Source organism: Dactylosporangium sp. McL0621, assembly GCF_049995355.1.
GTDB lineage: Bacteria > Actinomycetota > Actinomycetes > Mycobacteriales > Micromonosporaceae > Dactylosporangium.
The window spans coordinates 515518-539657 of record NZ_CP188259.1 but is presented as its reverse complement, the minus strand read 5'-3'; the positions used below and the strand labels follow the sequence as shown (position 1 = coordinate 539657).

General features: G+C 71.9%; 22 protein-coding genes and 1 tRNA gene. 11 read left to right on the top strand and 12 right to left on the bottom strand.

Annotated features, from left to right (window positions below):
• Positions 1–6: 6 nt before the first annotated feature.
• The 3 genes from rnhA to ACPPVO_RS02440 are packed head-to-tail and all read left to right on the top strand — an operon-like array spanning position 7 to position 1950.
• A complete protein-coding gene (gene rnhA, locus ACPPVO_RS02450) occupies positions 7–453 on the top strand; it encodes a ribonuclease HI (protein ID WP_426509688.1) in 447 nt (148 codons plus the stop codon).
• A 52-nt stretch (positions 454–505) separates the two neighbouring features.
• Complete coding sequence (locus ACPPVO_RS02445; protein ID WP_426509687.1) at positions 506–1039, top strand: RNA polymerase sigma factor; 534 nt, start codon at positions 506–508, stop codon at positions 1037–1039.
• Positions 1036–1950, top strand: a complete 915-nt coding sequence (locus tag ACPPVO_RS02440) for a CU044_5270 family protein (RefSeq protein ID WP_426509686.1) — start codon at positions 1036–1038, stop codon at positions 1948–1950. Before ACPPVO_RS02445 ends, ACPPVO_RS02440 begins: the two co-directional genes overlap by 4 nt.
• A gap of 188 nt (positions 1951–2138) precedes the next feature.
• Here the strand turns inward: ACPPVO_RS02440 and ACPPVO_RS02435 are convergent, their stop codons facing one another.
• Both ACPPVO_RS02435 and ACPPVO_RS02430 read right to left on the bottom strand, forming a co-directional pair.
• Positions 2139–3287, bottom strand: coding sequence for an aminotransferase class I/II-fold pyridoxal phosphate-dependent enzyme (locus ACPPVO_RS02435; protein ID WP_426509685.1), 1149 nt, complete (start codon positions 3285–3287; stop codon positions 2139–2141).
• Positions 3284–3775, bottom strand: coding sequence for an Lrp/AsnC family transcriptional regulator (locus ACPPVO_RS02430; RefSeq protein WP_360366929.1), 492 nt, complete (start codon positions 3773–3775; stop codon positions 3284–3286). Before ACPPVO_RS02430 ends, ACPPVO_RS02435 begins: the two co-directional genes overlap by 4 nt.
• Before the next feature lie 51 nt (positions 3776–3826).
• On the opposite strand from ACPPVO_RS02430, the gene alr reads away from it, so the two are divergent.
• A complete protein-coding gene (gene alr / locus ACPPVO_RS02425; protein WP_426509684.1) occupies positions 3827–6316 on the top strand; it encodes an alanine racemase in 2490 nt (829 codons plus the stop codon).
• 9 nt (positions 6317–6325) lie between these two features.
• On the opposite strand, the gene ACPPVO_RS02420 is transcribed toward alr, so the two are convergent.
• The 3 genes from ACPPVO_RS02420 to ACPPVO_RS02410 form a co-directional block, all read right to left on the bottom strand.
• Entirely contained in the window at positions 6326–7663 is a 1338-nt protein-coding gene (locus ACPPVO_RS02420) for a glutamate-cysteine ligase family protein (protein ID WP_426509683.1), read from the bottom strand.
• 193 nt (positions 7664–7856) lie between these two features.
• Entirely contained in the window at positions 7857–9077 is a 1221-nt protein-coding gene (locus ACPPVO_RS02415) for a gamma-glutamylcyclotransferase family protein (protein ID WP_426509682.1), read from the bottom strand.
• A gap of 225 nt (positions 9078–9302) precedes the next feature.
• Entirely contained in the window at positions 9303–11702 is a 2400-nt protein-coding gene (locus tag ACPPVO_RS02410) for a hypothetical protein (protein ID WP_426509681.1), read from the bottom strand.
• 212 nt (positions 11703–11914) lie between these two features.
• On the opposite strand from ACPPVO_RS02410, the gene ACPPVO_RS02405 reads away from it, so the two are divergent.
• The 5 genes from ACPPVO_RS02405 (at position 11915) to ACPPVO_RS02385 (ending at position 14818) form a co-directional block, all read left to right on the top strand.
• Positions 11915–11990, top strand: a tRNA-Arg gene (locus tag ACPPVO_RS02405).
• On the top strand, positions 11954–12862 hold the full coding sequence (locus tag ACPPVO_RS02400; RefSeq protein ID WP_426509680.1) for a hypothetical protein: 909 nt from the start codon (positions 11954–11956) through the stop codon (positions 12860–12862). Before ACPPVO_RS02405 ends, ACPPVO_RS02400 begins: the two co-directional genes overlap by 37 nt.
• Positions 12863–13127: 265 nt before the next feature.
• On the top strand, positions 13128–13487 hold the full coding sequence (locus ACPPVO_RS02395; protein WP_426509679.1) for an ankyrin repeat domain-containing protein: 360 nt from the start codon (positions 13128–13130) through the stop codon (positions 13485–13487).
• 58 nt (positions 13488–13545) lie between these two features.
• Positions 13546–14022, top strand: coding sequence for a Pycsar system effector family protein (locus tag ACPPVO_RS02390; RefSeq protein ID WP_426509678.1), 477 nt, complete (start codon positions 13546–13548; stop codon positions 14020–14022).
• A gap of 61 nt (positions 14023–14083) precedes the next feature.
• A complete protein-coding gene (locus ACPPVO_RS02385) occupies positions 14084–14818 on the top strand; it encodes a hypothetical protein (protein ID WP_426509677.1) in 735 nt (244 codons plus the stop codon).
• 38 nt (positions 14819–14856) lie between these two features.
• Here ACPPVO_RS02385 and ACPPVO_RS02380 read toward each other — a convergent pair whose 3' ends face one another.
• Together ACPPVO_RS02380 and ACPPVO_RS02375 are read right to left on the bottom strand one after the other, a co-directional pair.
• Positions 14857–16116: a pectate lyase gene (locus ACPPVO_RS02380; protein WP_426509676.1), complete on the bottom strand. Its 1260-nt coding sequence runs from the start codon at positions 16114–16116 to the stop codon at positions 14857–14859.
• 163 nt (positions 16117–16279) lie between these two features.
• The gene (locus ACPPVO_RS02375; RefSeq protein ID WP_426509675.1) at positions 16280–18751 is read right to left on the bottom strand and encodes a LuxR C-terminal-related transcriptional regulator; all 2472 of its coding nucleotides are present in this window, start codon (positions 18749–18751) and stop codon (positions 16280–16282) included.
• Positions 18752–18829: 78 nt separating this feature from the next.
• Between ACPPVO_RS02375 and ACPPVO_RS02370 the strand changes: the two genes are divergently transcribed.
• Together ACPPVO_RS02370 and ACPPVO_RS02365 are read left to right on the top strand one after the other, a co-directional pair.
• Positions 18830–19498: an ABC transporter ATP-binding protein gene (locus ACPPVO_RS02370; protein WP_426509674.1), complete on the top strand. Its 669-nt coding sequence runs from the start codon at positions 18830–18832 to the stop codon at positions 19496–19498.
• Positions 19495–21780, top strand: a complete 2286-nt coding sequence (locus tag ACPPVO_RS02365; protein ID WP_426509673.1) for an FtsX-like permease family protein — start codon at positions 19495–19497, stop codon at positions 21778–21780. Before ACPPVO_RS02370 ends, ACPPVO_RS02365 begins: the two co-directional genes overlap by 4 nt.
• Here the strand turns inward: ACPPVO_RS02365 and ACPPVO_RS02360 are convergent.
• The 5 genes from ACPPVO_RS02360 to ACPPVO_RS02340 all read right to left on the bottom strand — a co-directional run bounded on the left by ACPPVO_RS02360 (position 21728) and on the right by ACPPVO_RS02340 (position 24136).
• The gene (locus tag ACPPVO_RS02360) at positions 21728–21919 is read right to left on the bottom strand and encodes a hypothetical protein (RefSeq protein WP_426509672.1); all 192 of its coding nucleotides are present in this window, start codon (positions 21917–21919) and stop codon (positions 21728–21730) included. The two genes, ACPPVO_RS02365 and ACPPVO_RS02360, sit on opposite strands and share 53 nt — an antisense overlap.
• Before the next feature lie 70 nt (positions 21920–21989).
• Positions 21990–22136, bottom strand: coding sequence for a hypothetical protein (locus ACPPVO_RS02355; RefSeq protein WP_426509671.1), 147 nt, complete (start codon positions 22134–22136; stop codon positions 21990–21992).
• An 87-nt stretch (positions 22137–22223) separates the two neighbouring features.
• Positions 22224–23243 carry a helix-turn-helix domain-containing protein gene (locus tag ACPPVO_RS02350; protein ID WP_426509670.1) on the bottom strand — a complete coding sequence of 340 codons (1020 nt, stop codon included), beginning with the start codon at positions 23241–23243 and terminating at the stop codon, positions 22224–22226.
• Positions 23244–23338: 95 nt separating this feature from the next.
• Positions 23339–23491, bottom strand: a complete 153-nt coding sequence (locus ACPPVO_RS02345; protein WP_426509669.1) for a hypothetical protein — start codon at positions 23489–23491, stop codon at positions 23339–23341.
• A gap of 132 nt (positions 23492–23623) precedes the next feature.
• Positions 23624–24136: a DinB family protein gene (locus tag ACPPVO_RS02340; RefSeq protein ID WP_426509668.1), complete on the bottom strand. Its 513-nt coding sequence runs from the start codon at positions 24134–24136 to the stop codon at positions 23624–23626.
• Positions 24137–24140: the final 4 nt, after the last annotated feature.

Genomic DNA, 24140 nt, shown 5'->3' with positions numbered 1-24140 from the left:
ACCTGTGTGACCCACGTCGAGATCTACACGGACGGCGCCTGCAGCGGAAACCCGGGACCGGGGGGCTGGGGCGCCGTCCTGCGCTACGGCAACGTCGAGAAGGAGCTGTGCGGCGGGGAGGCGACGGCGACCACGAACAACCGGATGGAGCTCACCGCGCCGATTCGGGCGTTGGAGAGCCTGACCCGGCCCGTGGTCGTGCACCTGTACACGGACAGCTCGTACGTGCGCAACGGCATCACGGCCTGGGTGCCCCGCTGGAAGCGCAACGGCTGGCAGACCACCGACCGCAAGCCGGTCAAGAACGTCGACCTCTGGCAGGAGCTCGACGCGCTCGCGGCCAGATACGAGATCGAGTGGCACTGGGTCAAGGGCCACGCCGGACACCCGGAGAACGAGCGGGCCGACCGCCTGGCCGCGAAGGGCCTGCGATTGGCCACGGGACGGACCTGACCGGCAGCCTGTAAGAATCGCGGCCCGGGACGCATTACCCCTTGTGAGGACCGTGGACCAACCCGACGACGGCCGGCGGTTCACCGCGATGTACGAGGCGAACTATCGCCAGGTGTACGCGTACGCGGTGAGCCGAGCCGGCCGTGACCTGGCCGACGACGTTGTCGGCGACACCTTCCTCGTGGCGTGGCGCCGCTGGACCGCCGTGCCGCGCGACCCCCTCCCATGGCTGCTGGGCGTGGCCCGCAACGTGCTGCGCGAGCGGTACCGCGCCGAAGAGCGCCAGGCCGGCCTGGCCGCGGAGATGCGCGCCTGGGTCGACGAGGCCCGCGCCGACGTGGCCGACGGCGTGGTGGAGAAGGCGGCCATGCTGGCGGCCCTGTCCCGGCTGGCCGAGGACGACCGCGAGCTGCTGACCCTGATCGCCTGGCACGGCCTGTCGCCGCGCGAGGCGTCCACGGTGGTCGGCTGCTCGACGGCCACCTACTTCGTCCGTCTCCACCGCGCACGCAAACGCCTGGAATCGGCCTTCGCGTACACGTCCCCGTCTCCCCAGCCCGCCCCGACCAAGGAGTACAGCCAGTGAACGACACCATGCGCGCCCTGTCGGAGGCCCGCCCCTCGCGCCTGGACGCCCCGGCCGTCCCGCCGCTGGGGCCCGCATACTCCCGGCCGAACCCGAACAGGTCGCCGCGCCGGCGCTGGATCCTGACCGGCACGGCGGTGGCGGCGGCCATGGCGATCACGGGGGTGGCGATCGCCTACGCAACGCCGGAGAAGCCCCCGGCCACGGCCTCACCCCGGACCGCAGACGCCCCGTCGGCGGCCGTCGAGACCAACATTCTGCTGGTGGCCGCGACCCAGAACGAAGGCGCCACGATCCGCGAGGGCCGCTACTGGGTGCTGCGCCGCACGAACGGCGACGGCCGCCAGGCGATGACGGACGAGCAGTGGCTGGCGACCAGGCCCGGCGACGCGACCACCGCGTTCATGCACCCCGGGAACGGCCCCTGGTCGGCCCGCCCGATGGAGGGCCACACCGCGGCGAACAACTTCCTGCTCGCGGGCCGGACGCACTCGGTCGCCGAGCTCAACGCCCTGCCCACGGACCCCGACGCGCTCAAGGCCAAGCTGCTCACGTGGCACGAGCAGGAGAACGAGCAGGCCTTCCTGTTCTACGGCGGCGCGGCGCTCGTGCTGGACCTGCCGGTCCCGGCGGCCGTGCGCGCCGCGGCGTACCGGATGCTCGCCGCGCTCCCCGGCATCACCACGCTCGGCCCGGCCACCGATGCACTCGGGCGGCCGGGGGTCGCGGTCGCGTACGCGCGCCGCGGCGACTCCGGCGCCGTGGGCGAGCAGCGCCTGATCATCGATCCGGCGACCGGCCGCGCCCTCGCGCAGGAGTCGTGGACCGGCGGAAAGCGGCTGAGCTACACCGCGGTCGTCAAGGCCGAGTTCTCCGACGGGCCGATTCCCGACGCCGGCTCCATCAACTAGGGGCTGTATCGAAGTGGGGGTCGGAGCGAGGCGAGGCTCAGGCGTCGGCTGGGGCCGCGCCGGGCGCGCCCCGATACCGGGGTTGTATCGGGGTGTGACCGGGGTGGTTCCAGCCGACGCCTGAGTCCGCCGCAGCCCGGCCATCCACTTCGATACAGCCCTAGGAGCTGAGGCCCGTCCGGGGTCGGCTACAGGGAGCGCACGAAGCGGTCCATGCGCTTGACGGCCTCCTCCAGCAGCGGCAGCGCCGTGGCGTAGCTGCAGCGCACGTGGCCCTCCCCGGACGGGCCGAAGACACTTCCCGGTACCACCGCCACGCGCTCCGCCTCCAGCAGGCGCGACGCGAACGTCTCGGAGTCCAGGCCGGTCGAGCGGATCGACGGGAAGGCGTAGAACGCGCCCCGCGGCTCCTCGCACGTCAGGCCGATCGAGTTCAGCCCCTTCACGAACAGGCGGCGGCGCCGGTCGTAGTCGGCCACCATCTCCGCCACCTGGGCGTCGCCCGAGCGCAGGCCCTCCAGGGCGGCGGCCTGCGACACGTGCGGGGCGCACAGCATCGTGTACTGGTGGATGCGCCCCGCGAGCTCCAGGACGAACGCCGGCGCGCACACGAAGCCGACCCGCCAGCCCGTCATCGCGTGGGCCTTGGAGAAGCCGCCCAGGACGACGGTGCGATCGCGCGCCCCGGGTAGCGACGCCAGGCAGGTGTGCGCGGTGCCGTAGCTCAGGCGCTCGTAGATCTCGTCCGAGACCAGGTACAGGTCGTGGCGCACGGCCACTTCGACCAGGGCGGCCAGCAGCGCGGCGGGCTGGACGGCGCCCGTCGGGTTGGACGGCGACGAGACCAGGATCGCCTTCGTGCGCGGGGTGACGGCCCGCTCGATCTCGTCGATCAGGATCTCGAAGGTCGGGGACGACGGGACGTAGACGGGGGTGCCGCCGGCGAAGGTCACGCACGGGCCGTACGCCACGTAGCACGGCTCGGGGATGATCACCTCGTCGCCGGTGTCGAGCAGCGTGCGCATCACGAGATCGAGGCCCTGGGACACGCCGGATGTGATCAGGCACTCCGAGTCGGCGTCGAAGCTGACCGAGTACCGACGCGACAGATCGGAAACGATCGCCTGGCGCAGCTCCAGGAGCCCGGCGTTCGAGGTGTACGTCGTATAGCCCTGCTCCAGCGCGTAGATCCCGGCCTCGCGCACGTGCCAGGGGGTCACGTAGTCGGGCTCGCCGACGCCCAGCGAGATGACGTTGTCCATGGTCGCCGCGATGTCGAAGAAGCGGCGGATGCCCGAGGGCGGGCACGCGGCAACGATCGGGTTGAGCGGCTTCACGGCGTGACCGGGAGGCGCCGGTCGGCCTCGGGGGACGCGTACAGCTCGTCGTCGTCCTTGTACGTCTTCATCACGAAGTGCGTCGCCGTGGCCGTCACGCGCTCGATCGTGGAGAGCTTCTGGGCCACGAAGTCGGCGATGTCGTGCATGCTGCGCCCCGTGACCACGCACCGCAGGTCCTGGGCGCCGGACACGAGGTACACCGAACGCACCTCCGGGAAGCGGGAGATCCGCAGCGCGACGTCGTCGAAGCCCAGGCCGCGGGCCGGCATCACCGCGACGTCGATGAACGCGGTGATCACCTGCTCGCCGCTGATCTCGCGCAGCCGGTCGGCGTCGACGACGGCCTTGTACCGCCGGATGACCCCCTGCTGTTCCCAGGCGGCGATCTGCGCCCGGACCCGGTCGACGTCGATCCCGGTCAGGTCCGAGATGCGCTCCGGCGTCGCGTGGGCGTCCTTCCGGAGGATCTCCATGATCTCCAACACCCGGCAATCTTACTGTCCGTGCAGCAGCGCACTCCAGCTACCATTCGGCGAATGGACCCAGTCTCGGTCGCCGAGGTGGCGTCGATCGTCGGCGGAACGGTGCGCTTCCCTGAGGGAGAGCGCGAGGTCGGCAGCGTCGCCATCCACTCGGACCGGTTGCAGGCCGACAGTCTCTTCTTCGCTCTCCAGGGTGTCACGGATGGTCACCGATTCGTGGCGCGGGCCCTCGCGAACGGGGCCATCGCCGCGGTCGTGGACCAGGCGAGGCTCGGCGACCTGGACGGCCAGGGACCCCTCATCGCCGTCGCGGACCCGCTCGCCGCGCTCCAGGCGATGGCGGTGTGGTGGCGGCGGAAGCTGACCTCGACGACGTTCGTGGCGGTCGTCGGCAGCAACGGCAAGACCCTCACCAAGGACGCGCTCGTCGGGCTGCTCTCGGCGCACCGGATGACGTACGGGAGCCCGGGCAGCTACAACAGCCAGCTCGGCGTGGCCCTGTCGGTGCTGCAGTGCCCGGCCGACGTGCCGGTCGCCGTGATCGAGGCGGCCGCGACCGAGCCCGGCGAGATGGCCCGCCTGGCGCGCATGGTCGACCCGCGCGCGGTCGTGTTCACGAACCTGGGCTCGCGCAGCGGGCAGAGCTTCGGCAGTCGCGACGAGCACGCCCGCGAGCTGCTGAGCATGGCGGCCGGGTTGCCCGAGGACGGGTGGCTGCTGATGGGCGAGGAGGATCCGGCGGTACACGAAATGGCCCGTCAAATCTCGAAGGCGCGCCTGCTGCCGGCCGGGGACGCCGCGCTGCCCCGGCTTACCCGGCTGCGGCACGTCGAGCGCTCGTCGCTGGTGCGGGCGACGCTGCCCGGCGGGGCCGAGGAGGACCTGCTGATCGCGACCCCGTCGCCGGAGGTCCTCAGCGACCTCGAGCTCGCGATGGGTGCCGCGACCCTGCTCGGCGCGGGGCCGGCCGAGCTGCTGGCGGCCGTCGCCGACTACACCCCGCCCTCGACGCGGATGCAGATGTGGCGCCGGCCCGACGGCGCGACGGTCGTCGGCGAGCTGGCCAACACCGACCCGCTGGCGCTGAGCAGCGCCCTGCGCACGGCGCGCTCGCTCATGGGCGCGCAGGGCCGCACCCTCATGATCATCGGTGACCCGCTGGCCGGGCTGACCGCCGAGGGCGCCGAGGCGATGGCGCGCTGCCTGCGGGCGGAGAACGTACGGCTGGTCTGCGGCCTGGCCGACGAGGCCCACGGCCTGATCGAGGCGGCGCTCGCCGGCGGCGACGTGCCCGTGCACCGCTTCGCGGACGAGGACCGCATGCGCGCGTTCGTCGCCACCGAGCTGCGGCCGGACGACGTGGCGCTGGTGCACGTACCGCGGGACACCATGGTCACCGACTCCTGGATGCACCTGGTGGAGACCGCGGCCGCGACCCGGCTCTACGTGGACCTCGCCGCCGTGAAGGACAACGTCGCCGCCTTCCGCAAGCTCGTCGGCCCGCACACGAAGCTGATGGGGGTCGTGAAGGCGGAGGCGTACGGCACCAACCCCCTCACCGTCGCGCACACGCTGCGCGAGGCCGGCGTCGACTGGCTCGGTGTGGCCACCGCCGACGAGGGCATCGCCCTGCGCCGCGCGGGCGTACAGATGCCGATCCTCGTCTTCCTCGCCGTGCCCGGCGATCTCGAGCGGCTCGTCCGGCACCGGCTGACGCCGTCGCTGTACTCGGTGGAGATGTACGACGCCGCCGGTCGCGCCGCCGCCGTGAGCGGGCGCCGGCTGGACGTGCACGTCGAGGTGGACTCGGGGATGCATCGCAGCGGGCTGTACCCGGAGGCCGCGATCGAGCTGCTGGGCAAGCTCAGGCGCAGCGAGCACCTGCGGCTGGCCGGCCTGATGAGCCACCTCGGCTGCCCCGACGACCCGGACGAGGACGACCTGACCCGCGAGCAGCTCAAGCGGTTCGGCTCGGTGTGCGCAGCGGCGGCCGAGATGGGCTTCGAGGATGTCGTACGCCACACCAGCGCCACGGCCGCCACGATCCGCTTCCCGGAGGCGCGTTACGACATGGTGCGCATCGGCATCGGCCTCTACGGCCTGCAGCCCTCGACGGCGACCAGCAGCCTGATCAACCTCACCCCGGGCGTCGGCCTGGTGTCGCGGATCGTGGAGATCCACGACATGGCCCCGGGCGAGCGGGTCGGGTACGGCGGCCTGTTCCGCGCCCAGACCCCGGACACGCGGATCGCCCTGATCGCCGCCGGCTACTACGACGCGGTGCCGAGGGCCTTCCGCAAGGTCGGCTACGTGCTCGTGAACGGCCGCCGCTGCGAGATCGCCGGCACCATCTCGATGGACTCGATGGCGATCGACATCACCGGCCACCCGGACGCCGAGGTGGGCTCCGACGTGCTGATCTTCGGCCAGTACGCCGGCTTCTCGGTCCCGATCGAGCAGGCCGCCGCGGCCATGGAGACGGTGTCACACGAGCTGCTGACCCAGGTCGGCCCCCGCGTCCAGCGCATCTTCACCCAGCACTAGCGGCGGGGATCAACCGGCCGGAATGCTGAACGCGTGCAGGTAGTGCTGCTCGCCTCGATCCCACGCGTCGAGGGCGCGATCGGCGAAGGTCTGCATCGTTTCGCACACCTCCTCGACCGGGTCGAGCAAAGCGAGTGCCTCGTGTGCCTCCAGGCCGGCCCGCACCCGGGCCTGCAGGCCGGCCCGGGCCAGGCGTAACAGCTCGCGAGCGACGTCCTGGACCGGATACGGGCCGACCGTCGCGCTCAGCCCCTTGACGGCCACGTCCGAGCAGGCGCGATCGAGTTCGGCCGCCGAGAGGCCGGCCAGCAGGTCGTTGGCCGCATGGCGGGCCTGGGGGTCGTACGCGAGCCCGGCCCACAGCGCGGCACCGGCCCCGAAGAACGGCCACGGCGGTGCGTCGGCCAGGCGCAGCTCGAGCGTGTGCCGGACGCGAACATGCGGCCAGACCTGGCTGAGGTGCAGCTCCCAGTCGGCGGTCGTCGGGTAGGTGCCGTCACCGAAGCCGCACTCCGTCGCGTGGCGGAACGAGACGGGCGGTGCCGCGACATGGGTACCCGCCACGAGCCGGTAGATCATCGGCAGTCCCGCCGCCCAGTCGATCAGGTCCTCGATGCCGGCGCCCGGTTCGAGCGCGAATCCGAGGACCCCGCAGCGGCGTGGGTCAAACCGGCGCCAATACTGCATGCGCCGGGACAGTGCGCCGGTGCGCTCCCGGGCGGCGACGGGAGAGTTCACGAACAGCGCCGCGACGACCGGCGACGCCCGCACGAGCAGCCGCAGCTTGCTCATCAGGTCGTCGCCGCTGGTGTAGTCGAGGGACGTCTGTGCGGAGAGAATCAGCCCCATGACCTCGTCGGCATGCGCACCGTCGCCGCCGATCGCCCGGAAATAGTCGCGCATGATTTGAACGCGCGCCTTGGGGTTCCAGACGATGTCGCCGGGCGAGGCGAACGGCGTAATACCTCCGGTCAGCAGCGCAAGGCCGTGGGCCGCGGCGATGCCGGCGGCGGCTCCCAGCCGGTCGCGGACATCCGTGACCGCGGCGGCGACCGTCGGAAAAGGCGGCGAGGAGTACTCGACGGCCCCACCGGTTTCGAGGGTGAATGCGGCACCACCGGCCAGGCCGACCCCGACGAGGTTGGGACCGTCCATCAAAGGATTTCCGTCAAAATGCCGGACGATATCGAGCAGGAATGCGAAGCTCTGCGGGTAGGTGGCGTTCTTCCCGGCGTCGCGCCGCACGAGGCCGACCTCCACCTCGAGCCCGACCGCCTCGCTGCGGCCAGGAGGCACCTCGAAGGGTTGTCGCAGGTCGAGGCGGCGTAACCCGGCCGTCTCGCTCACCCGTGGCCCCCTTCGCCGATCAGCCCGCACGACCTGGCTCACTCACGCAACAAGATCGCAGCGCTTGACGTATGTTGCCGACAATGCTACGCCCGGGACCCGGCGGTCCGGCGATCGACCGGAAGTACCGACCGAGGGAAAAATGTCCGGAAAGGCAGCGGCCGGACGCTCGGAATCTGCTTCGGGCGCACGTTCAAAGGGAATCCGGGCGCAGTTCGCCGAAGGGAACGCCCGCCCGCCGAAGCTCGGAGAGCAACTGCGTCATGTCGTTCTCGATCGCCCCTTCCTTGACCAGGTCGATCCAACTGCCGCTCCGGAGCACGGCGCTTCCCTTCGGTGACGGCAGCGGCACGAATGTGAAGGCATCGACCGGCACCCCCGCGATTTCGATCGTCACGTCCCTCCGGGCGTAGGCTCGGCTCTCCAGGCGCGTCAGCCGCTCCTTCTCCCACCAGGACATCTCGTAGGCCACGCCGTCGAACCAGTCATCGCTGTCCTTGCTCTCGCTCTCGACGATCGTGGCCCGGTCGGCGGGCCGGTCAATCATGGCGTTGATGTTCCGGCGCCAGTGCCGGAGAACCGCGACGCCTTTGCACTCGGCGCCGGGGGCGTCCTGCGTCATCTTGCGCGCGGCCATGTGCACGCCCCAACCGAAGTAGACGTACGTGCGCGCGAGGTCACGGACGGCCTGGGCGGTCAGCACCTGTGAACGGTTCGCCTGCTCCAGCAGGAGGGCGTAGAGATCACCGGCGGCCTGGGTCTCACGAACGATGAAGCCCATCTTGGCGCGCCCCACCGTCCCGAGCCGCTCCTGCTCCCGGCTCTCGAACAGCAGGCTCACGAAAGGGTTGCGGCCATGCGGGTCGACGACGGCGATGTCGCTGTGCCCGGTGTAGTCGAAGTCCGCAACCATCTCGAAGTTCGGATAATCTGCGAGCATTCGCGCGTAGCCCGCGGCCCAGCTCTGCGCGACCATGCTGCCGACCTGAATCCGCACGACTTTGATTTTCCTCTGCAATGCCGCCTCTTCGGCCTGCTGAAGGGCTTGGTAGATCGACAGGCTCTGTTCGCGATGAAATCCCCGGCCGACTCGGTAGACCTTCTCCTTGGCGTTGCGCATGCCCTCCGCGAGGGCCTCGTAGTATTCGCGCTCGCCCACCTCGTCCGACAGGTCGAAGTACTGCGCCTGCTGTCCGGTTACGCGCCTCGCCTGTTCCGGCCGCACCGGAGGCGCTTCCACCACCGACGGCGGCTCCACCGCCGTCGGTGGCGTCTTGCCCATTTCCGGCACGCCTGGCCGTGACCCATTCCGCCAGCTGAATCGGATGGCCGCCGCGACCATGCCGATCAATGCGATGATCCCCGCAATGCCTTGCCATGCCGCGTCACCTAGGACATGCCTGATCCACGACATGTACCTGCACCCTGCCTGTCAGTGGCCAGCCCGACGCGATCGAAGATGATCGCTCCCTCGAATGACGCCATGGTAGTCGACCGATCCAAGAAACCGGCCAATCATTCGTCAGACGGTAGTGCAGGCCGCGGTGCTGCGAATCGTCCGATCAGCCCGAGCCGCCGGAACCGATCATCGTCCGATTCCGGCTCGGCCCTGGCTTGTTGAACCCTCGCGCCGACCGGGTTACGAGTGCGTGGCCAGGTCCAGGATGCGCTCGAGGATCTGGCGCGGCGGCACCGGTGGCTCCTCGGCCAGGCCCTGGTGGTAGAAGACGGTCGCCGGCGTCAGGCCCGGCAGCGAGTTGGCCTCGATGATGATGACCTCGCCGGTCTTGCGGTGCATGAAGGCATCGATCCGGCCGTACCCCTCCATGCCCAGCACATTCGCGGTGCGCGCGACGCGGGCCCGCACGGCGTCGACCGCCCCGGGCTCGACGCGGCCGAGCGGCGGGCCGGGCGGCGGCGTGATGTTGATGCCGGTGCCGCCCATGAACTTCTCCTCGAGGCTGAGGATGCCCGCGCTCGCGACGGTGATCGACGGGTTCATCGCGACCATGGCGCCGTGCGGGCCGATCACGCCCACGGTCACCTCGATCCAGCCGGTGTCGCGCTCGCGGCCCCAGAGGAGCTCGGCCTGGCCGGAGTGGTCCTCGACCCGCACGTCGTCGGTGTCGATGTAGTCCTCGAAGAGCAGGTGCTGGGGGCGGCTCGTCGGCATCTCGACGAGCTGGTCGGGGCTGAGCAGGGAGAAGCCGGCGCCCTTGATGCGCCGCGCGTCGGCGTTGATCAGCTCGAGGTACCGCTGCAGGTCGGCCGCGTTGCCCAGCGGGACGATGCCGGCCGAGCAGCCGTCGTCCAACGGCTTGACGACCACGCGGCTGTCGGTGCACTCGGTGATGATGTCGTGCCAGAGCTCCGCGATGGCGGCCTCGTCGAACGACTCCGGGACGTCGACGCGCACGCGCCGGGCGGTGTGGATGCCCTCGCCCTCGAGCGTCGCGACGACCTTGCCGGTCTCGTACTTGTCGGCGCAGAGGCGGGACGCGGCCGGGCCCGAGCCGTTGTACCGGATGTTGTGCCGGTCCAGCAGCTCCTGCAGGGTTCCGTTCTCCCCCGCGCCGCCGTGCAGGGCGATGAAGACGAGCTCGTGACGGTCGAGGAACTCCTCCATCGTCAGCTGCACCGGGGGCGCCACGGAGGTGCTGTAGGCCTCGGCGGGCAGCCCGAGGCGCTCGATGATCCGGTCGGCGAGCCGGCGGCGGCGCTCCTCGAGGCGCAGGCCGTCGCGGCAGGCGTACACGATCTCCTCGACGGAGTGGCGCAGGGCGGAGGAGTACGACACCTGCCAGACGGTGCCGTCGGGGGCCAGGAGGTACGGAATCGGCGCGTACTTCTCGGACCGGGCCAGCTTCAGCCACACGTTGGTGCCGCTCAGGACCGACACCTGCCGCTCGGCCGTCGCGCCGCCGAAGAGCACCGCGACCGGTTCGCCGGTCTGCGTGGTGGTGTCGTAGGCGACCGGGAAGTCGAGGTCGTTGCGGCGCGACGCGGCCCGCAGGACCTCGCGCAGCACGTCGGCGTGGGTCATGCCGAGCTGGGCGGCCTGCACGAACAGGAAGCTGTTCTGCTCCATGCCGCTGATCACGTTGACGTCGGAGACGAGCACCGAGCCGTCTTCCTCGAGCCACGCGTCGATGCGGGCGAAGTCGCGCAGGCCGAGGTGCTTGAAGACGGACTCGGCGATGGCCTGGATGCGGCCGATCGTCTCGTCGTCGCGCGGCGGCGGGCAGTGGTAGTGCGAGTCGTTGCTGGCCAGGTACTTGCGGCGGTAGTCGAAGATCTCGTCCTCGGTCGCCCGGTTCTGCAGCTCGATCTCGACCGGGATCAGCGCGACCGGCCCGTCGGCGTTCTCGAGCACGATGGTGGTGACCTCGACGCCGTGCATGCGCGGCTGGATCACGATGCGGTCGTGGCGCTGGCGCAGGGTGCGCAGGATGCCGACGACCGCGGCCCGGTCGCGGGCGACGAAGACGTCGATGCTGGAGCCGCCGGTCGCCGGCTTCAGCACCAGCTTCGCCACGTCGGGGAAGGCCTCGGCCACGACCCGCTCGGCCTCGGCGTCGGACATGGAGGCGTCGACGAGCACCGAGGGCACCACGCCGATGCCGTGGCCGTCGAGGGCCTGCTTGGCCTTGTACTTGTCGAAGGCGGTCGCGCACGCCTCGGCGCCGGCGCCGACGAAGGGCACCCCGGCCTTCTCCAGCAGCGCCTGGACCTGCCCGTCCTCGCCGAACTCGCCGTGCATGACGGGGAAGACCAGCCCGGCCGTGCGCAGGCGGGCGATCAGCTCGTCCTCGGTCAGCGGCCGGCCCTCGTGGGCGAGCTTGAAGTCGAAGTCGGAGGGCGTGTTGCAGTACAGCAGGCCCCGGGGGATCGAGTAGGGCCGCTTCTGCCGGTCGAAGAAGATGATTTCGGTCAGGTTGACGATCGCGCCCTCTAGGTGATCCGCTACGGAGCGTGCGGAGTTGAGCGAGATCCCGCGCTCCTCGGACGGGCCGCCCAGCAGCAGCGCAACGTCGACCATCGTTTCCTCTTCATATGGGCCACTTCGACGGGGCTACCTTACACCGGGTGCTGATCACGCAGTGTCGGCAAAGCGAACCCGCATCTCAACATGGTCAAGCTCATCCGGCGCGGGGCAGCGAAACGTGAGCCCTGTCGATACGGTCCGCGACATGATCGCCCGGCGGCGCCGGGTCCACCCCGAGAGTCGAGGACGATTACGCTCATGCGCGGCAGGCCGTAGTGCAGAGGTCGTCACGCCACCTTGCGAAGTTGGAGGACGCCGGTTCGAATCCGGTCGGCCTGCCCATCGACCCGCGTGAGCTGCCCTTGTGGCGCAACATCCGCGCCGAGATGCCACCGCCCGAGCTCGTGGCGGCGGCGGCCTCGGCCCGCGCCCGGGGCGACTGGCGCGCCGCCGCCACCCTGATGCCGGTCACGGTCGACGTCGACCTGGCCGTCGTCCGCGCCCGCTTCGGCGCCGGCCCGGCCGACCGGCTCGAGGACGACCTGCGCCACCTGGCCCTCGACCTGCTGTGGTGGCACCTCCCGCGGCACCGCGGCGGACGGTCCACCCTGCAGGCCCAGGTCGCGGCGGTACTCGCCCCCCGCGCCCGCGCCTCGGGGGAACCGCTGCTGCACCTGCGCCTGCCGCAGTCGCCGACGGGGCCACAGCGGGCCCACCTGAGCGTCGTGACGCTGGCGGACCTGCGGGACCAGCGGTGGTACTACGCGCCGCGGTACACCTGGGACGTCCGCGAGACCGGCGGGCTGGCGGAGCAGTGGGCCGCGCCGGAGGTCTTCGCCCTGCTGGCCGCGGGCGACTACCACCAGGCCTGGCGCCACTGCGGGATCACGCTGGACTTCGACGACCTCTCCTGCCTGCAGCGCCCGGCGACCTCGCCGACCAGCCCGGTCGGGGTGGCGACGCTGGCCCGGGAGGCGGCGGAGGCGTTCGGCGTGGATCGGGTGGCGACGATGCTGGGTGCGTACCCTGACCCTGCACGTGTCCTCACTGCGGGCGGAGCCGTCCGACCCCAGCGAGTACCTGGAGATCCCGGTGCGCATTCCGACGTCGTCGGTGCCGCCGGATCTCGCCCTCCTCACCGCCGGTCTTCTGTCGCCGGCGGAACTGCACCCGCTCATTCGGGACGTTGCCACGAAAAGTCCGACACTTCGTGATCGGACTTTTCGGACTTATACCCCGTCGCGAGATATATCTGATTCCTCGGCATTCTGTCGCTCGCGCTGCGGTGGGGTCTGGCACCGGCTCACGATCACGGGCGGCGCCCTCACGCTGCTGGACCACGACGAGCCGGAGCAGCGGCGCGAGGCGGCCCTGCGCGCACTGGGCGGCGAGAGCCACGGCTGCTACGCCGTCGAGCAGGCCTGGCAGCAGGGCGGCGCGCGGCTGCCCAAGGCCCTGCACGAACACCGCCGCGCGGTCATGCACCGGCTGCAGTTCGGCGACACGGAGTACCTGCTGCGCGGCCTCGCCGACGGCACCATCGACCCCCGGATGCGCGCGAACAACGGCTGGTCGCTGCTGCACATGGCGATCTGGCTCGACCACGAGCGGGCCCTGCCGGCGCTGCTGGCCGCGGGCGTGCCGGTCGACGGGGCGGACCGGATCGGCCGGACGCCGCTGTACGAGGCGGTGATGCAGGGCGGCTCCCCCGAGCTGATCCGCGGGCTGCTGGCGGCGGGCGCGGACCCGATGGCCGAGACCGCGCACGGGGCAACCCCGCGGTACGCCGCGCGCAACTACAGCAACGGGCGCGACCTCAGCTTCCTGGCGAGTTCCTGACACGGCAACGCCCCAGAAATCGGGGGTCACGCCGGGCGATGCGCCGCACGCTGGGGGCATGAACCCGAACGAGTTCGCGTGGCGCGTGCACGCCGCCCTCGAGTCCTGGACCACCCGCGCCGATGTGAAGGCGTCGATCCTGCTCGCGGTCGAGGGCGGCGCGGCCGTCTTCGTCGTCGGCACCCCGGACGGCCACCGCGACTGGCCGGTCGCGGTGATCCTGTTGCTCCTGCTGGCCGCGATGGCGACCACGGCCGCGGTGGTCCTGCCGATCCTGGGCCCGCGCCGGATGCACCGGGTCGAGTTCGCGCGGCATTCGGTGTACTTCGGGCACCTGCGCCACTGGCAGCCGGTCGAACTGACGGGCCACCTGAACACCCTGACGCCCGACGACGAGCTGGCGATGATGTCCAGCCAGCTGGTACGGATGAGCCGGCTCAACTGGCGCAAACACCGTCTGCTGCAGGCCTCGGTCACGCTGCTGGCCGCGGCCGTCGCCGCGATGGGAATCCTCACCGTCGCCGGCGCGTACTAACCGGAATCGCCCGGCCGTCCGGCGGTGCCGCGGCGGTCGCGACCGAACCTAGGCTGCAGTGATGTCGATTGACGGATTCGTACGGCGCCTGCTGATCGGCGTCGACGCCAGCGGGTACGGCGGGCGCGTCGACATCGACCAGGACGACCTCCAGCACGCACTGCCCGCGGTGCTCGACGAGGCGGCCCGCCGGGCGGGGCTGGACCGGTCCGGGTGGGATCGCCAGCCGGCCGGGGACGGCGAGCTCGCCGTGCTGCCCGAGCCGGAGTCCGAGGTACGCGTCGTCGACGACTTCGTGCGCGAGCTCAACACGGCGCTCGGGCGGCGCAACCGGTTCGCGCGGCCCGAGCACCGCCTCCGGCTGCGGCTCGGCATCCACCACGGCGTCGTGAAGCCGGCCCCGATGGGCTTCGCCGGCAAGGGCGTCGTGCAGGTGAGCCGGCTCGTGGACGCGCCGGTGACCCGCGCGGCGCTCGCCGACGGGCGCGCCGACCTCGCCGTGATCGTCTCCCGCGTGATCTTCGAGGACGTGATCGAGCAGGCGCACACCGGCCACGACCCGGCACGGTTCGCCCGGGTCGCGGTCGAGAACAAGGAACTGCGTGAGGACGCCTGGCTGCACGTGCCCGACCGCTTCGCGCCCCCGTCCGGGGCCTTGACGGCCGCCACGGCTTCACCGGCTTCACCGGCTTCATCGCCTGAGTCGAGTGCTCCGCGCGGCGACACGGTCATCACGAACATCACCGCCGACAGCATCTCGATGGAGCGGCCGGTCTTCGGGTTCACCAACCGCTAGAGCGGCGGGCGGCCCGAGCCGCCCGCCGCCCGCGGCCACTACTTGTAGGTGATGTCGGACGACTTGAAGTTGCAGTGGCCGTCGCCCATGCCGTCGCCGAGATACTTCGGCTCGCTGCCCTTCGCCACGCCCGTGTACTCCGCGCAGATGTGGATGCCGGACGAGCTCTGCACGACCACCCGGGACAACGTGGCGGTGTCGCCCCAGTTGGTGTTGATGCCGACCACGTACTTGGTCTTGTTCAGCAGCACGTTGTCGACGGTCACGTGGCGCTCGTAGTGGTTGGTGCAGTTGCCGCAGCCGCGGTACAGCTTGCCGATGTCGCTGGCGTAGAAGTTGCTGATGTGCACGGTGCCGTTGCCGTTGTGCTGGAACACCTTGTCGGAGGCCGACTTGGCGCCGCCGCCGATGACGTACGAGTCGCCACCGCTGGTGCCCAGGAAGGTCGCGGCGTCCTCGCCCACGTCCTCCCACCACACGTTCTGGATGGTGCAGCGGCCGAGGCAGTGCACGCCGTCGCCGGCCGGGGAGCCGATGATGACGTTCTTGAGCGTCGCGCCGTCGGCGAGCTCGAACATCGGGTCCTGGCTCTCGCTCTGGCCACCGTCACCGATGCAGCAGTACCGCTTCATGCCGCCGTCGAGGGTCCCGCTGACCTTGATCGTGCCGCTCACGGACGCGGAGCCGCTCGCGGACGGCCACGCGCCGGTCGGGGTGCTGCCGCCGCCGGTGGTCGGGGTGCTGCCCCCGCCGCCGGAGCCCAGCTTGACCAGCTGCCACTGCTGGTTCGCGCCGTCGAGGTTCGTGTACCCGTCGAGCATGGCCCCGTCGGCGGTGGACCACTGCCAGGTCTCGATGACCTTGTTGCTGTGGCGGTTGACGAAACGGACGTACCCGCCCGACGAGTCCTGCAGCCGGAAGTGCTGCGTGGTCGAGCCGTTGTCGGCGTTCTGCACGAGCTGCAGGCCGTCGGTGGCGTTGGGCAGGTCGAGCACCTTGCCGCTCATCACCGACTTGATCTTGTAGTACCCCGAGCCGGCGTCGACGAACTTCCACTGCTGGACGGCGAGGTCGTTGCGCGACCACTGGTTGACCGGCGCGCCGTCGTTCGTCGCCCAGTTGTAGACGTCGATGACCTTGCCGCTGTTGTGGTTGACGAACACGTACGTCGCGTTGGTGTCGACGGTGGCCGCGGACGCCGAGTTCGTGGCGACCAGCGTCACCCCCGCCACCGCGACGACACCGGACGCGGCGGCGAGCGCGAGCCGCACCCGCCGCCGCGTGGAACTGGATTGCATCTGCTCCTCCATTCAGGGGAAAGCGCTTTCCTGAACGGGAACCTAGGGCGTTTTCGAAACGCGCGTCAACCGCCTGCAACAACCCTGCAACCGGGCCACGGGATGTTACGTCACATCGGCGATGGTCGCTGTAAATTACACCGTGCGCTGGACAACGCCGGCTCTAGCTCAGGTCGAGGCGGCCGAGCTGGGTGCGGCTCGTGACGTTGAGTTTCGGGAACGCGCGGTACAGGTGGTAGCTGACCGTCTTCGGGCTGATGAACAGCGTCGCGGCGATCTCGCGGTTGGTCCGGCCCGCCGCGGCCAGGCGCACGATCTGCAGCTCCTGGGGTGACAGCGCGGCCAGGGAATCGCCCGTGCGGGCCGGGATCGCCTCGCCCGCCGCGCGCAGCTCCGCCCGTGCGCGCTCGGACCACGGGTCGGCGCCCAGCCGGTCGAAAAGATCGGCGGCGGTACGCAGGTGCGTGCGCGCCTCGGTCTTGCGGCGCTCGCGGCGCAGGCGCTCGCCCAGGATCAGATGGGTGCGGGCGGCCTCCCACGGGAAGTCGGCGGGGACGGTGTCGACCGGGGACAGCAGCGCGCGGCAGCGGGTCAGGGCGGCCGTGGCCCAGGGCGACGGGCACGCCGCGGCCCAGGTCTCGAAGCGGGCGCAGGCGGCCTCGGCGCGGGCGCGGTGGCCGGCCCGGAGCGCGGCCTCGGCCCGGTCGGGGGTCAGGTACACGGCCTGGATGCGGCGGCCGGCCGGACCCGCGAGGGCGGACTCCAGGCGGTCCGAGGCCTCCGCGAAGCGACCCCGGCCCAGATCCAGCAGGGCCAGGGCCCACACCGACCAGGCCTGATCGGCACCCCCGGCAATGCGTTCCTCGCCCCGGGCCGCGGCGATCCAGGCCAGGACGCCCTCGAGCTGGGCCCGCACCGTCGGGTCGGCGGCCAGCTGGAGGCCCTCGGCCGCCGTGGCCACCGCGTCGCGGAAGCGTCCCAGGTGCAGCTCGGCCGCGGCCAGGGTCGCGTGCGCGCGCGGCAGGCGGCCGACCGCGCCCTCGGCCCTCGCCCGGGCGGCCACCGAGGCGGCGATGTCGCGGCTCGCCTCGAAGGCGCCGATCAGGCCGGCGACGAAGGCGGCGTCGAGCCCGTCGGCCTCGGCGACCAGCTCGGCCATCGCGGCCACCCCCTCGGGCGGCGGCGCAGTGCCGTTCACGGCGGCCAGGGCGGCGTCGAGGCCGGCGGCGGAGCGCAGGCCGCGCGCGTGCAGGAGGCGGGACACCTCGGCCAGGCGCGCCGCGTCGCCGAGCAGCCACGCGTTGCGGGCCGCGTCGAAGAGCATCGGGCCGGCGACGGAGCGGGGCGCGCCGGCGGCGGCGCTCAGCAGCAGGTCGTGCGCGGTCGCGGCGTCGCCGTCGTCGAAGGCCAGCTTGGCCCGCAACGCCAGAGCATGATCCAGAGGCAGGCGCTCCAGCAGCGAGCGGACCTGGTCGGGCTGGCCCGCCGCGTCGGCCGCCTCGGCGGCGGACACCAACCGGGGAACCCGATGCGCGCCCGGGCTCAGGTCCGCGGCGCGGCGGAGGGCGGCCGCCGTGGCCGCGTACCCCTTGCGGCCCCGCGCCCGCTCGGCCGCCTCCTCCAGGGCCGCCGCCGCGTCCTCATCGGGCCCGGTCGCGGCGGCCGCCAGGTGCCAGGCACGGCGATCCGGGTCGTCGACGACGCCAGCGAGGGCGCGGTGCGCGGCGAGGCGGCGGTCGAAGGTGGCGTGCCGGTACGCGGCGGCGCGCAGCAACGGATGCATGAAGATGACGCGGCCGTCGACGACTTCGATGAGATGTGCGCGTTCCGCCTGCGCGAGGGTGTCCATCTCTGCACCGGCGCGCACGAGGGTGGCGAGGTCGGCCTCGTCGTCGGTGGCCGCCAGGAGCAGGGCCTCGGCCGGCAACGTGTCCAAACGTGCAGCGAAGGCCTGTTGAATGCGTTCGGGTAGTGGCAGCGGGCGGTCATCGGCGACGGACCGTGGCAGTTCGAGCAGCGCGAGGGGGTTGCCCGCGGCCTCGGCGACGATGCGGTCCCGGACGGCGGCGGGCACCGGCCCGACCAGGTGCGCGGCCGCGTCGGGCGACAGCGGCCGCAGCATGTGGTGGGGCAGATCCCCGAAGGCATCGCGGGTGGCCACCAGCAGGGCCACCGCCTCGGCCTCCAGCCGCCGCGCCGCGAAGAGCAGCGCCTGGGCGGAGGCGCGGTCGAGCCAGTGCGCGTCGTCGACGAAGCACGCGACCGGGCCCACCTCGGCCAGCAGCGACAGCACCGCCACGCCGATGAGCAGCTCGTCGCCGCCGGCCGCGGGGCCGAGCCCGAGCGCGGCCCGCAGCGCGTCGGCCTGCAGGGGAGGCAGGGCGTCGACGCGGCCGAGCACGGGGTGCAGCAGCTGGTGGAGGGCGGCGAACGGTACCTCCGCCTCGGTCTCGACCCCCGCGCACCGCAGCACCGTCATCCCGGCGGCGGCGTCGCGGGCCTGCCGCAGCAGCGCGGTCTTGCCGATGCCGGGGTCGCCGCGCAGCACCAGCACGGCGCTGGACCCGGCGCGGGCCCGGCTCAGCACGCGTGCGACAAGCGCCTGATCGGCCTCCCGCCCCCAGAGCACGATCACCGACCCTACCGCCCGTAGGGGCCCGACCGGTCATGTGTCCGGTACCGGCTCGGGTCCCGCGATTCCTAGCTTTTCGGTATGGGAGTGCAGTTGCAAGAGGTCATCCGGCGGTACCCGAACGGCGTCACCGCCCTCGACAACGTCTCCGTGGACTTCGGGCCCGGAACCTTCACGGCGGTCATGGGCCCCTCCGGCTCGGGCAAGTCGACGCTGCTGCAGTGCGCGGCGGGGCTGGACCGGCCGACGAGCGGGCGCGTGGTGCTCGACGGGCAGGACCTCACGGGGCTGAGCGAGCGGCGGCTGACCCTGCTGCGCAGGCGGCGGATCGGGTTCGTGTTCCAGGGGTTCAACCTGCTGCCGGCGCTCACCGCGCGGCAGAACGTGGGCCTGCCCATGCGGCTGGCCGGACAACGTACGGACACGAGCGAGCTCGAACGAGCGCTCCAAAGTGTCGGTTTGGGCGACCGGGGCGGACACCGGCCGCACGAGCTGTCCGGCGGGCAGCAGCAGCGGGTCGCGATCGCCCGGGCGCTCGTCACGAAACCCGCGGTGCTGTTCGCGGACGAGCCGACCGGGGCCCTGGACACCGCGAGCGGCGGCGACGTGCTGCGGCTGCTGCGCGGGCTCGTAGACGAGCACGGCCAGACGATCGTGATGGTGACGCACGACCCCGTCGCCGCCTCGTTCGCGGACCGTATCGTCACCCTCACCGACGGTCGCGTCGTGCGTGAGTCGGTGCCGGCGTGATCCGCATCGCCGCGGCCACCATCAGGCTGCGCCGCCTGTCGTTCGTGGGCACCTTCATCGCGCTCGCGCTCGGCTCGGCGTTGATGGCCGCGCTCGGGCTGGTCCTGGACACGACGGTGACCGCGCCGCCGAGACCCCCGCAGCGGTACTCCGCCGCGCCCGTCGTCGTGGCCGCGTCCCAGACGCTCACCGTGCCGACCGGGCGGGGCGGGGCGAGCGCGCCGCTGGCCGAGCCGCGGGGCGTGCCGGCCGATGTCGTCGCCGCGCTCCCGGACGCGGTCGTGGACCGGGTCTTCCGCGCGTACTACGGCCGCGACGGGGTCGGGCGCCCCTGGTCCGCGCTCGGCCTCGACGGGCAGGCGCTGCGCCAGGGCCGGGCGCCGGCCGCGGACGACGAGATCGCGGTCGCCGACGGGCGGCTCGGCGACCGGGTGCCGGTCGTGACGGACGGCGGGCTCATGCGGTACACGATCGTCGGCATCGTCACCGACGGACCGCAGCCGGCCGTCTTCTTCACCGACGCCCGCGCCGCCGCCCTCCACCCCCGTGTCGACGCGCTCGCGCTGACCCGCCCCGCGGACGATGTGCGTTCCGTCATCGGCGACCGCGCGATCGTGCTCACCGGACAGGATCGCGCACGCCTCGACGCAAACCGCGAGCCGGACGCGCGCGATCGCAACAACGCCGCGACGATCGTGGGCATCGCGCTCGGGTTCGCCGCGTTCGTGGCGATCTTCGTCGTCGCGTCCACGTTCGCCTTCGCCGTGGCCCAGCGCCGGGCCGAGTTCGCGCTCCTGCGGGCGACGGGGGCGACCCCGGGACAGATCAGGCGGATGGTGTACGCCGAGGCGCTGCTCGTCGCCGTCACCGCCGCGGCCGCGGGCACCGCCGCGGGGCCTTGGCTCGCTGCACGAATCTCGTCGCATTTTGTCCCCGCGTGGGTCTCCACGCTCAGCAACGCGCACTGGCCACTGTGGACTTCGTTCGGTACCGGCGTCGCCGTCGCTCTGCTCGGTGCGCTCGCCGCGGCCTGGCGGGCCGGCCGGGTGCGGCCCGGAGAGGCGCTGCGGGAGACGGCGGTCGAGCCGCGGGTCATGCCGCTGACACGGTGGGTGCTCGGCCTCGGGGTGCTGGGCACGGCGCTGGTCACGATGGCGGTCACGGCCATCGGCGACCCGGGCTCGGCGACGAACCGCAAGACGTACATGCCGGTCGTGATGCTGCTCGTCGCCGCGGCCGGGCTCCTCGCGCCGGCCCTGGTCCGGCCGGTGGCCCGGGCGCTGGCCGCGGCGCTGGACCGGCCGCGCGGGGCGACCGGCCTGGTCGCGTCGGCATCGGCGCGGGCATCGGCGCGCCGGACGGCGGCGATCGCGGCGCCGGTGCTCGTGACCGTGGGGCTCGCGGCCGCCCTGCTCACCGCGTCGGCGCTTACCGACACCGCGAAGACCGCGCTGGACAAGCCGCCGATCCCGGCCGCGGCGACGGTGGTGGCGACCGGCGGGGCGGGTCTGGATCAAGAGCTCGTTCGCGCACTGCCGGATGCACAGTTCTCGACGCCGACGAGCGTTTACACGCTGGAGGGTGACACCGTGCTCATCCGCCGCGAAGCCCTGGCGGTCACGTGGGTGCCCGACGACGCGGTAATGGTGACGCCGGACCTCGCGCTGCCGGTCGGCTCGACGGCGCACGTGTGGCTCGCGGACGGCTCACCGGCCGCGCTGCGCGTGATCGGCGAGCTGCCGCTGGGCGGCCCGGCGGACCTGCTGGTCGGGGCGGGCAACGCCTTCTCGGCGCGGCCGACCGTGGCGTACCTGTCCGCGCGCGTCCCGCTCCCGCCCGGACACAATGCGACGTATTCGAACGCCCGGACGGCCGGCCCGAGCGCGAGCCGCACCGGGCTGTTCGTGGTGCTCGCGATCGTGCTCGGCTACACCGCGCTCAGCCTCGTGAACACGCTGCTCATGGCCGCGCCGGACCGCGCCGGCGAGCACCGCACGCTGCGGCTGCTCGGCGCCCTGCGGTCGCAGATCCTGCGCGTTTCGCTGCTCGAAGTGCTCATTTCGGTGGCGATCGGTGTCGTACTCGCGTCCGCCTGCGCATTCATAGCCGTCGGCGGCCTGTGGCTCACGCTGCTACGCGTGACGGGCCCGCTGACGATCACGGTGCCGTGGCTGACGCTCGGCGCGATCACCGCCGGGACGATCGCGCTGGCCCTGCTGACCGCGCTGGTCAGTGGTGCTCGTCCGGTTGCTCGCGCTTCCGGTGACGGCGCACGTGGGTGAGCACCTCGACGATCGCCTCGACGGGCTGTTCCAGATAGTTGAAGTCCGGCACGGCGACCGCCTCGGCGCGCTCGTGCAGGTTGGCCGGAGTGACAGTGTCGTCGATCCGCGCCACGTGGTGGTGCCCGTTGCGATCCATGACGCCCTCCTCAGCGGAGCCGGTGCACACCACCATCATTGCACTGTGCAAGCATCTGGTCCAGCGGATGTCACCCCTCGTCAGGCCCGGGGTACTCGCGGCGGCGATGGCGCCGCACGGGCACTTCGGCGTCGAGCTCCAGCCGCTTCAGGACGTCGTCGTCCCGATCCTGCTGCCGGGGGCTGATCTCGTCGGTCCGCGTCGCGTCACGATCCATGACGCCCTCCTAGAACGGATCCGGGGGTTGCATAATGTACATAGATAATCGCACTATGCAACCCTCGGCGCCATCGAAGTTGACCTCTCAGCTCATGGTCTTCTGCCCGTCGATCGACTCGCGCAGGAGGTCCGCGAAGACCGCCGTGGTGTCGTCCGGCTTACCGGCCGCGACGCTGAGCCGCAACCACGCCTCGAAGTACGGGTCGGACTGCCACACGTCGGTGAAGAACTGCGCGCTCTCCAACTGCTCCAGGTACACGACATCGAGCAGCTTCTCGCTGCGCAGCCGCAGGATCGAGAACGAGGTGCCGGTGCCCGCGTGGCCGCCGGCGCTGTTCGGCAGCACCTGAATCCTGATGTACCGCCGCTCGTTGGCCTGCACGAGCGCCTTCAGCTGCTCGCGCATGACGTGCGGCCCGCCGATCTGCAGGCGGAGCGCGGCCTCCTCGACCACCGCCCACACGCGCGTCGAGCGCTGCTCGTGCAGGATGCGCTGGCGCTCCATCCGCACGTCAACCCGGCGCCGCACCTCGGCCTCGTCGGTGTACCGCAGCCGCATGACCGCCTCGGCGTACGCCCGGGTCTGCAGCAGGCCGGGGATGAATTGCGCCTCGTACGTCCTGATCAGGTGCGCCGCCGACTCGAGCAGCAGATAGGAGCAGAACCAGTCGGCCAGCAGGTCGCGGTGCTGGTACCACCACTGGCGGTTGGTGGCTCGCTGCGTGAGGTCCAGGATCGCGCGCCGCTCGGCGACGCTGGTGACCCGATACAGGTCGAGGAGCCGCACCAGGTCCTCTTCCTTCACCTTGACCCGGCCGAGCTCGAGCCGACTGATCTTCGTTTCGTCACTGCCGATGTGCCGCCCAGCCTCCGCGCGGCTGATGTCGCGCGCGTTGCGAAAGTCCCGGAGCTGCCGGCCGATCATCTCCCAGACCACCTGCGGGCGGGCGGTGGCCGGCTCGGCCCGCGGCGCCGGCCCGGGCGCCTTCACCGCGACAACGGGCCCCGCCCGGCGATCGGCCCGCACGGCCGCCGGCTCAGCCCCCGACGCCGGCCCGGGCGCCTTCACCGCGACAACGGGCCCCGCCCGGCGATCGGCACGCACGGCCGCCGCCTCGGCTCCCGAAGCCGGCCCGGGCGCCGCCCGGCGATCGGCACGCGCGGCCGCCGGCTCAGCCCCCGACGCCGGTCCCGGCGCCCTCACCGCGACACCGAGCCTCGCTCGGCGAGCCGACCGGCGATCCGGTCGGCGAGGCTGACGCAGCCGACCCCGGCCACCACGGCCAGCTCCGGCTGCGCCAGCACGGCCCCGAGCACGGCGAGGCCCGTCAGCAGCGCTTCCAACGCGAACAAGCTCAGCAGCTCTCGTCTCGAGCCGTGCCCACACTGGCACCCCTCTAAGTTCACGCGCTGTATAGTGCCGACTTACCCTTGAGTAATACAAGTACATCTGCACGTGTGCATGCACGTGCAGACGCCTGGCGATCAACCCATGGTCTTCTGTCCGTCGATCGACTCGCGCAGGATGTCGGCGTGGCCGGAGTGCTGCGCGGTCTCGGCGAGGATGTGCGCGAACGTGCGGCGGGCCGAGCGGCGCGCGCCCGGCTTGAACCAGGGGGCCGGCGGGAGCTCATGGGAGGCGTCGAGGTCGCACGTCTGCAGGAGTTTGTCGGTTTCGGCGGCGATTGCGTCGTACCGCTGCAGGATTTCGGCCAAAGTCTCGTCCTCCAGCAGTTTGAAGCCGTTGGCCCACTCCTGGAAGCCGCGCTCGTCCTCGGGCATGGCCACGGCGACCGCGCCCTCGGTGATGAACCGCGCCCACTGCCGCTCGACCTCGCTCACGTGCTTGATCAGACCGCCGAGGGTCAGCTCGCTCACCGTGGGGCGCTGCCGCGCCTGCTCGTCGGTCAGGCCCTGCACGGCGTACTTGAGGAAGTGGCGAGCGACGCCCAGGGACTCCAGCAGATCGGCGCGCTCGGCGGTATCAGTCGTCGTCATACCG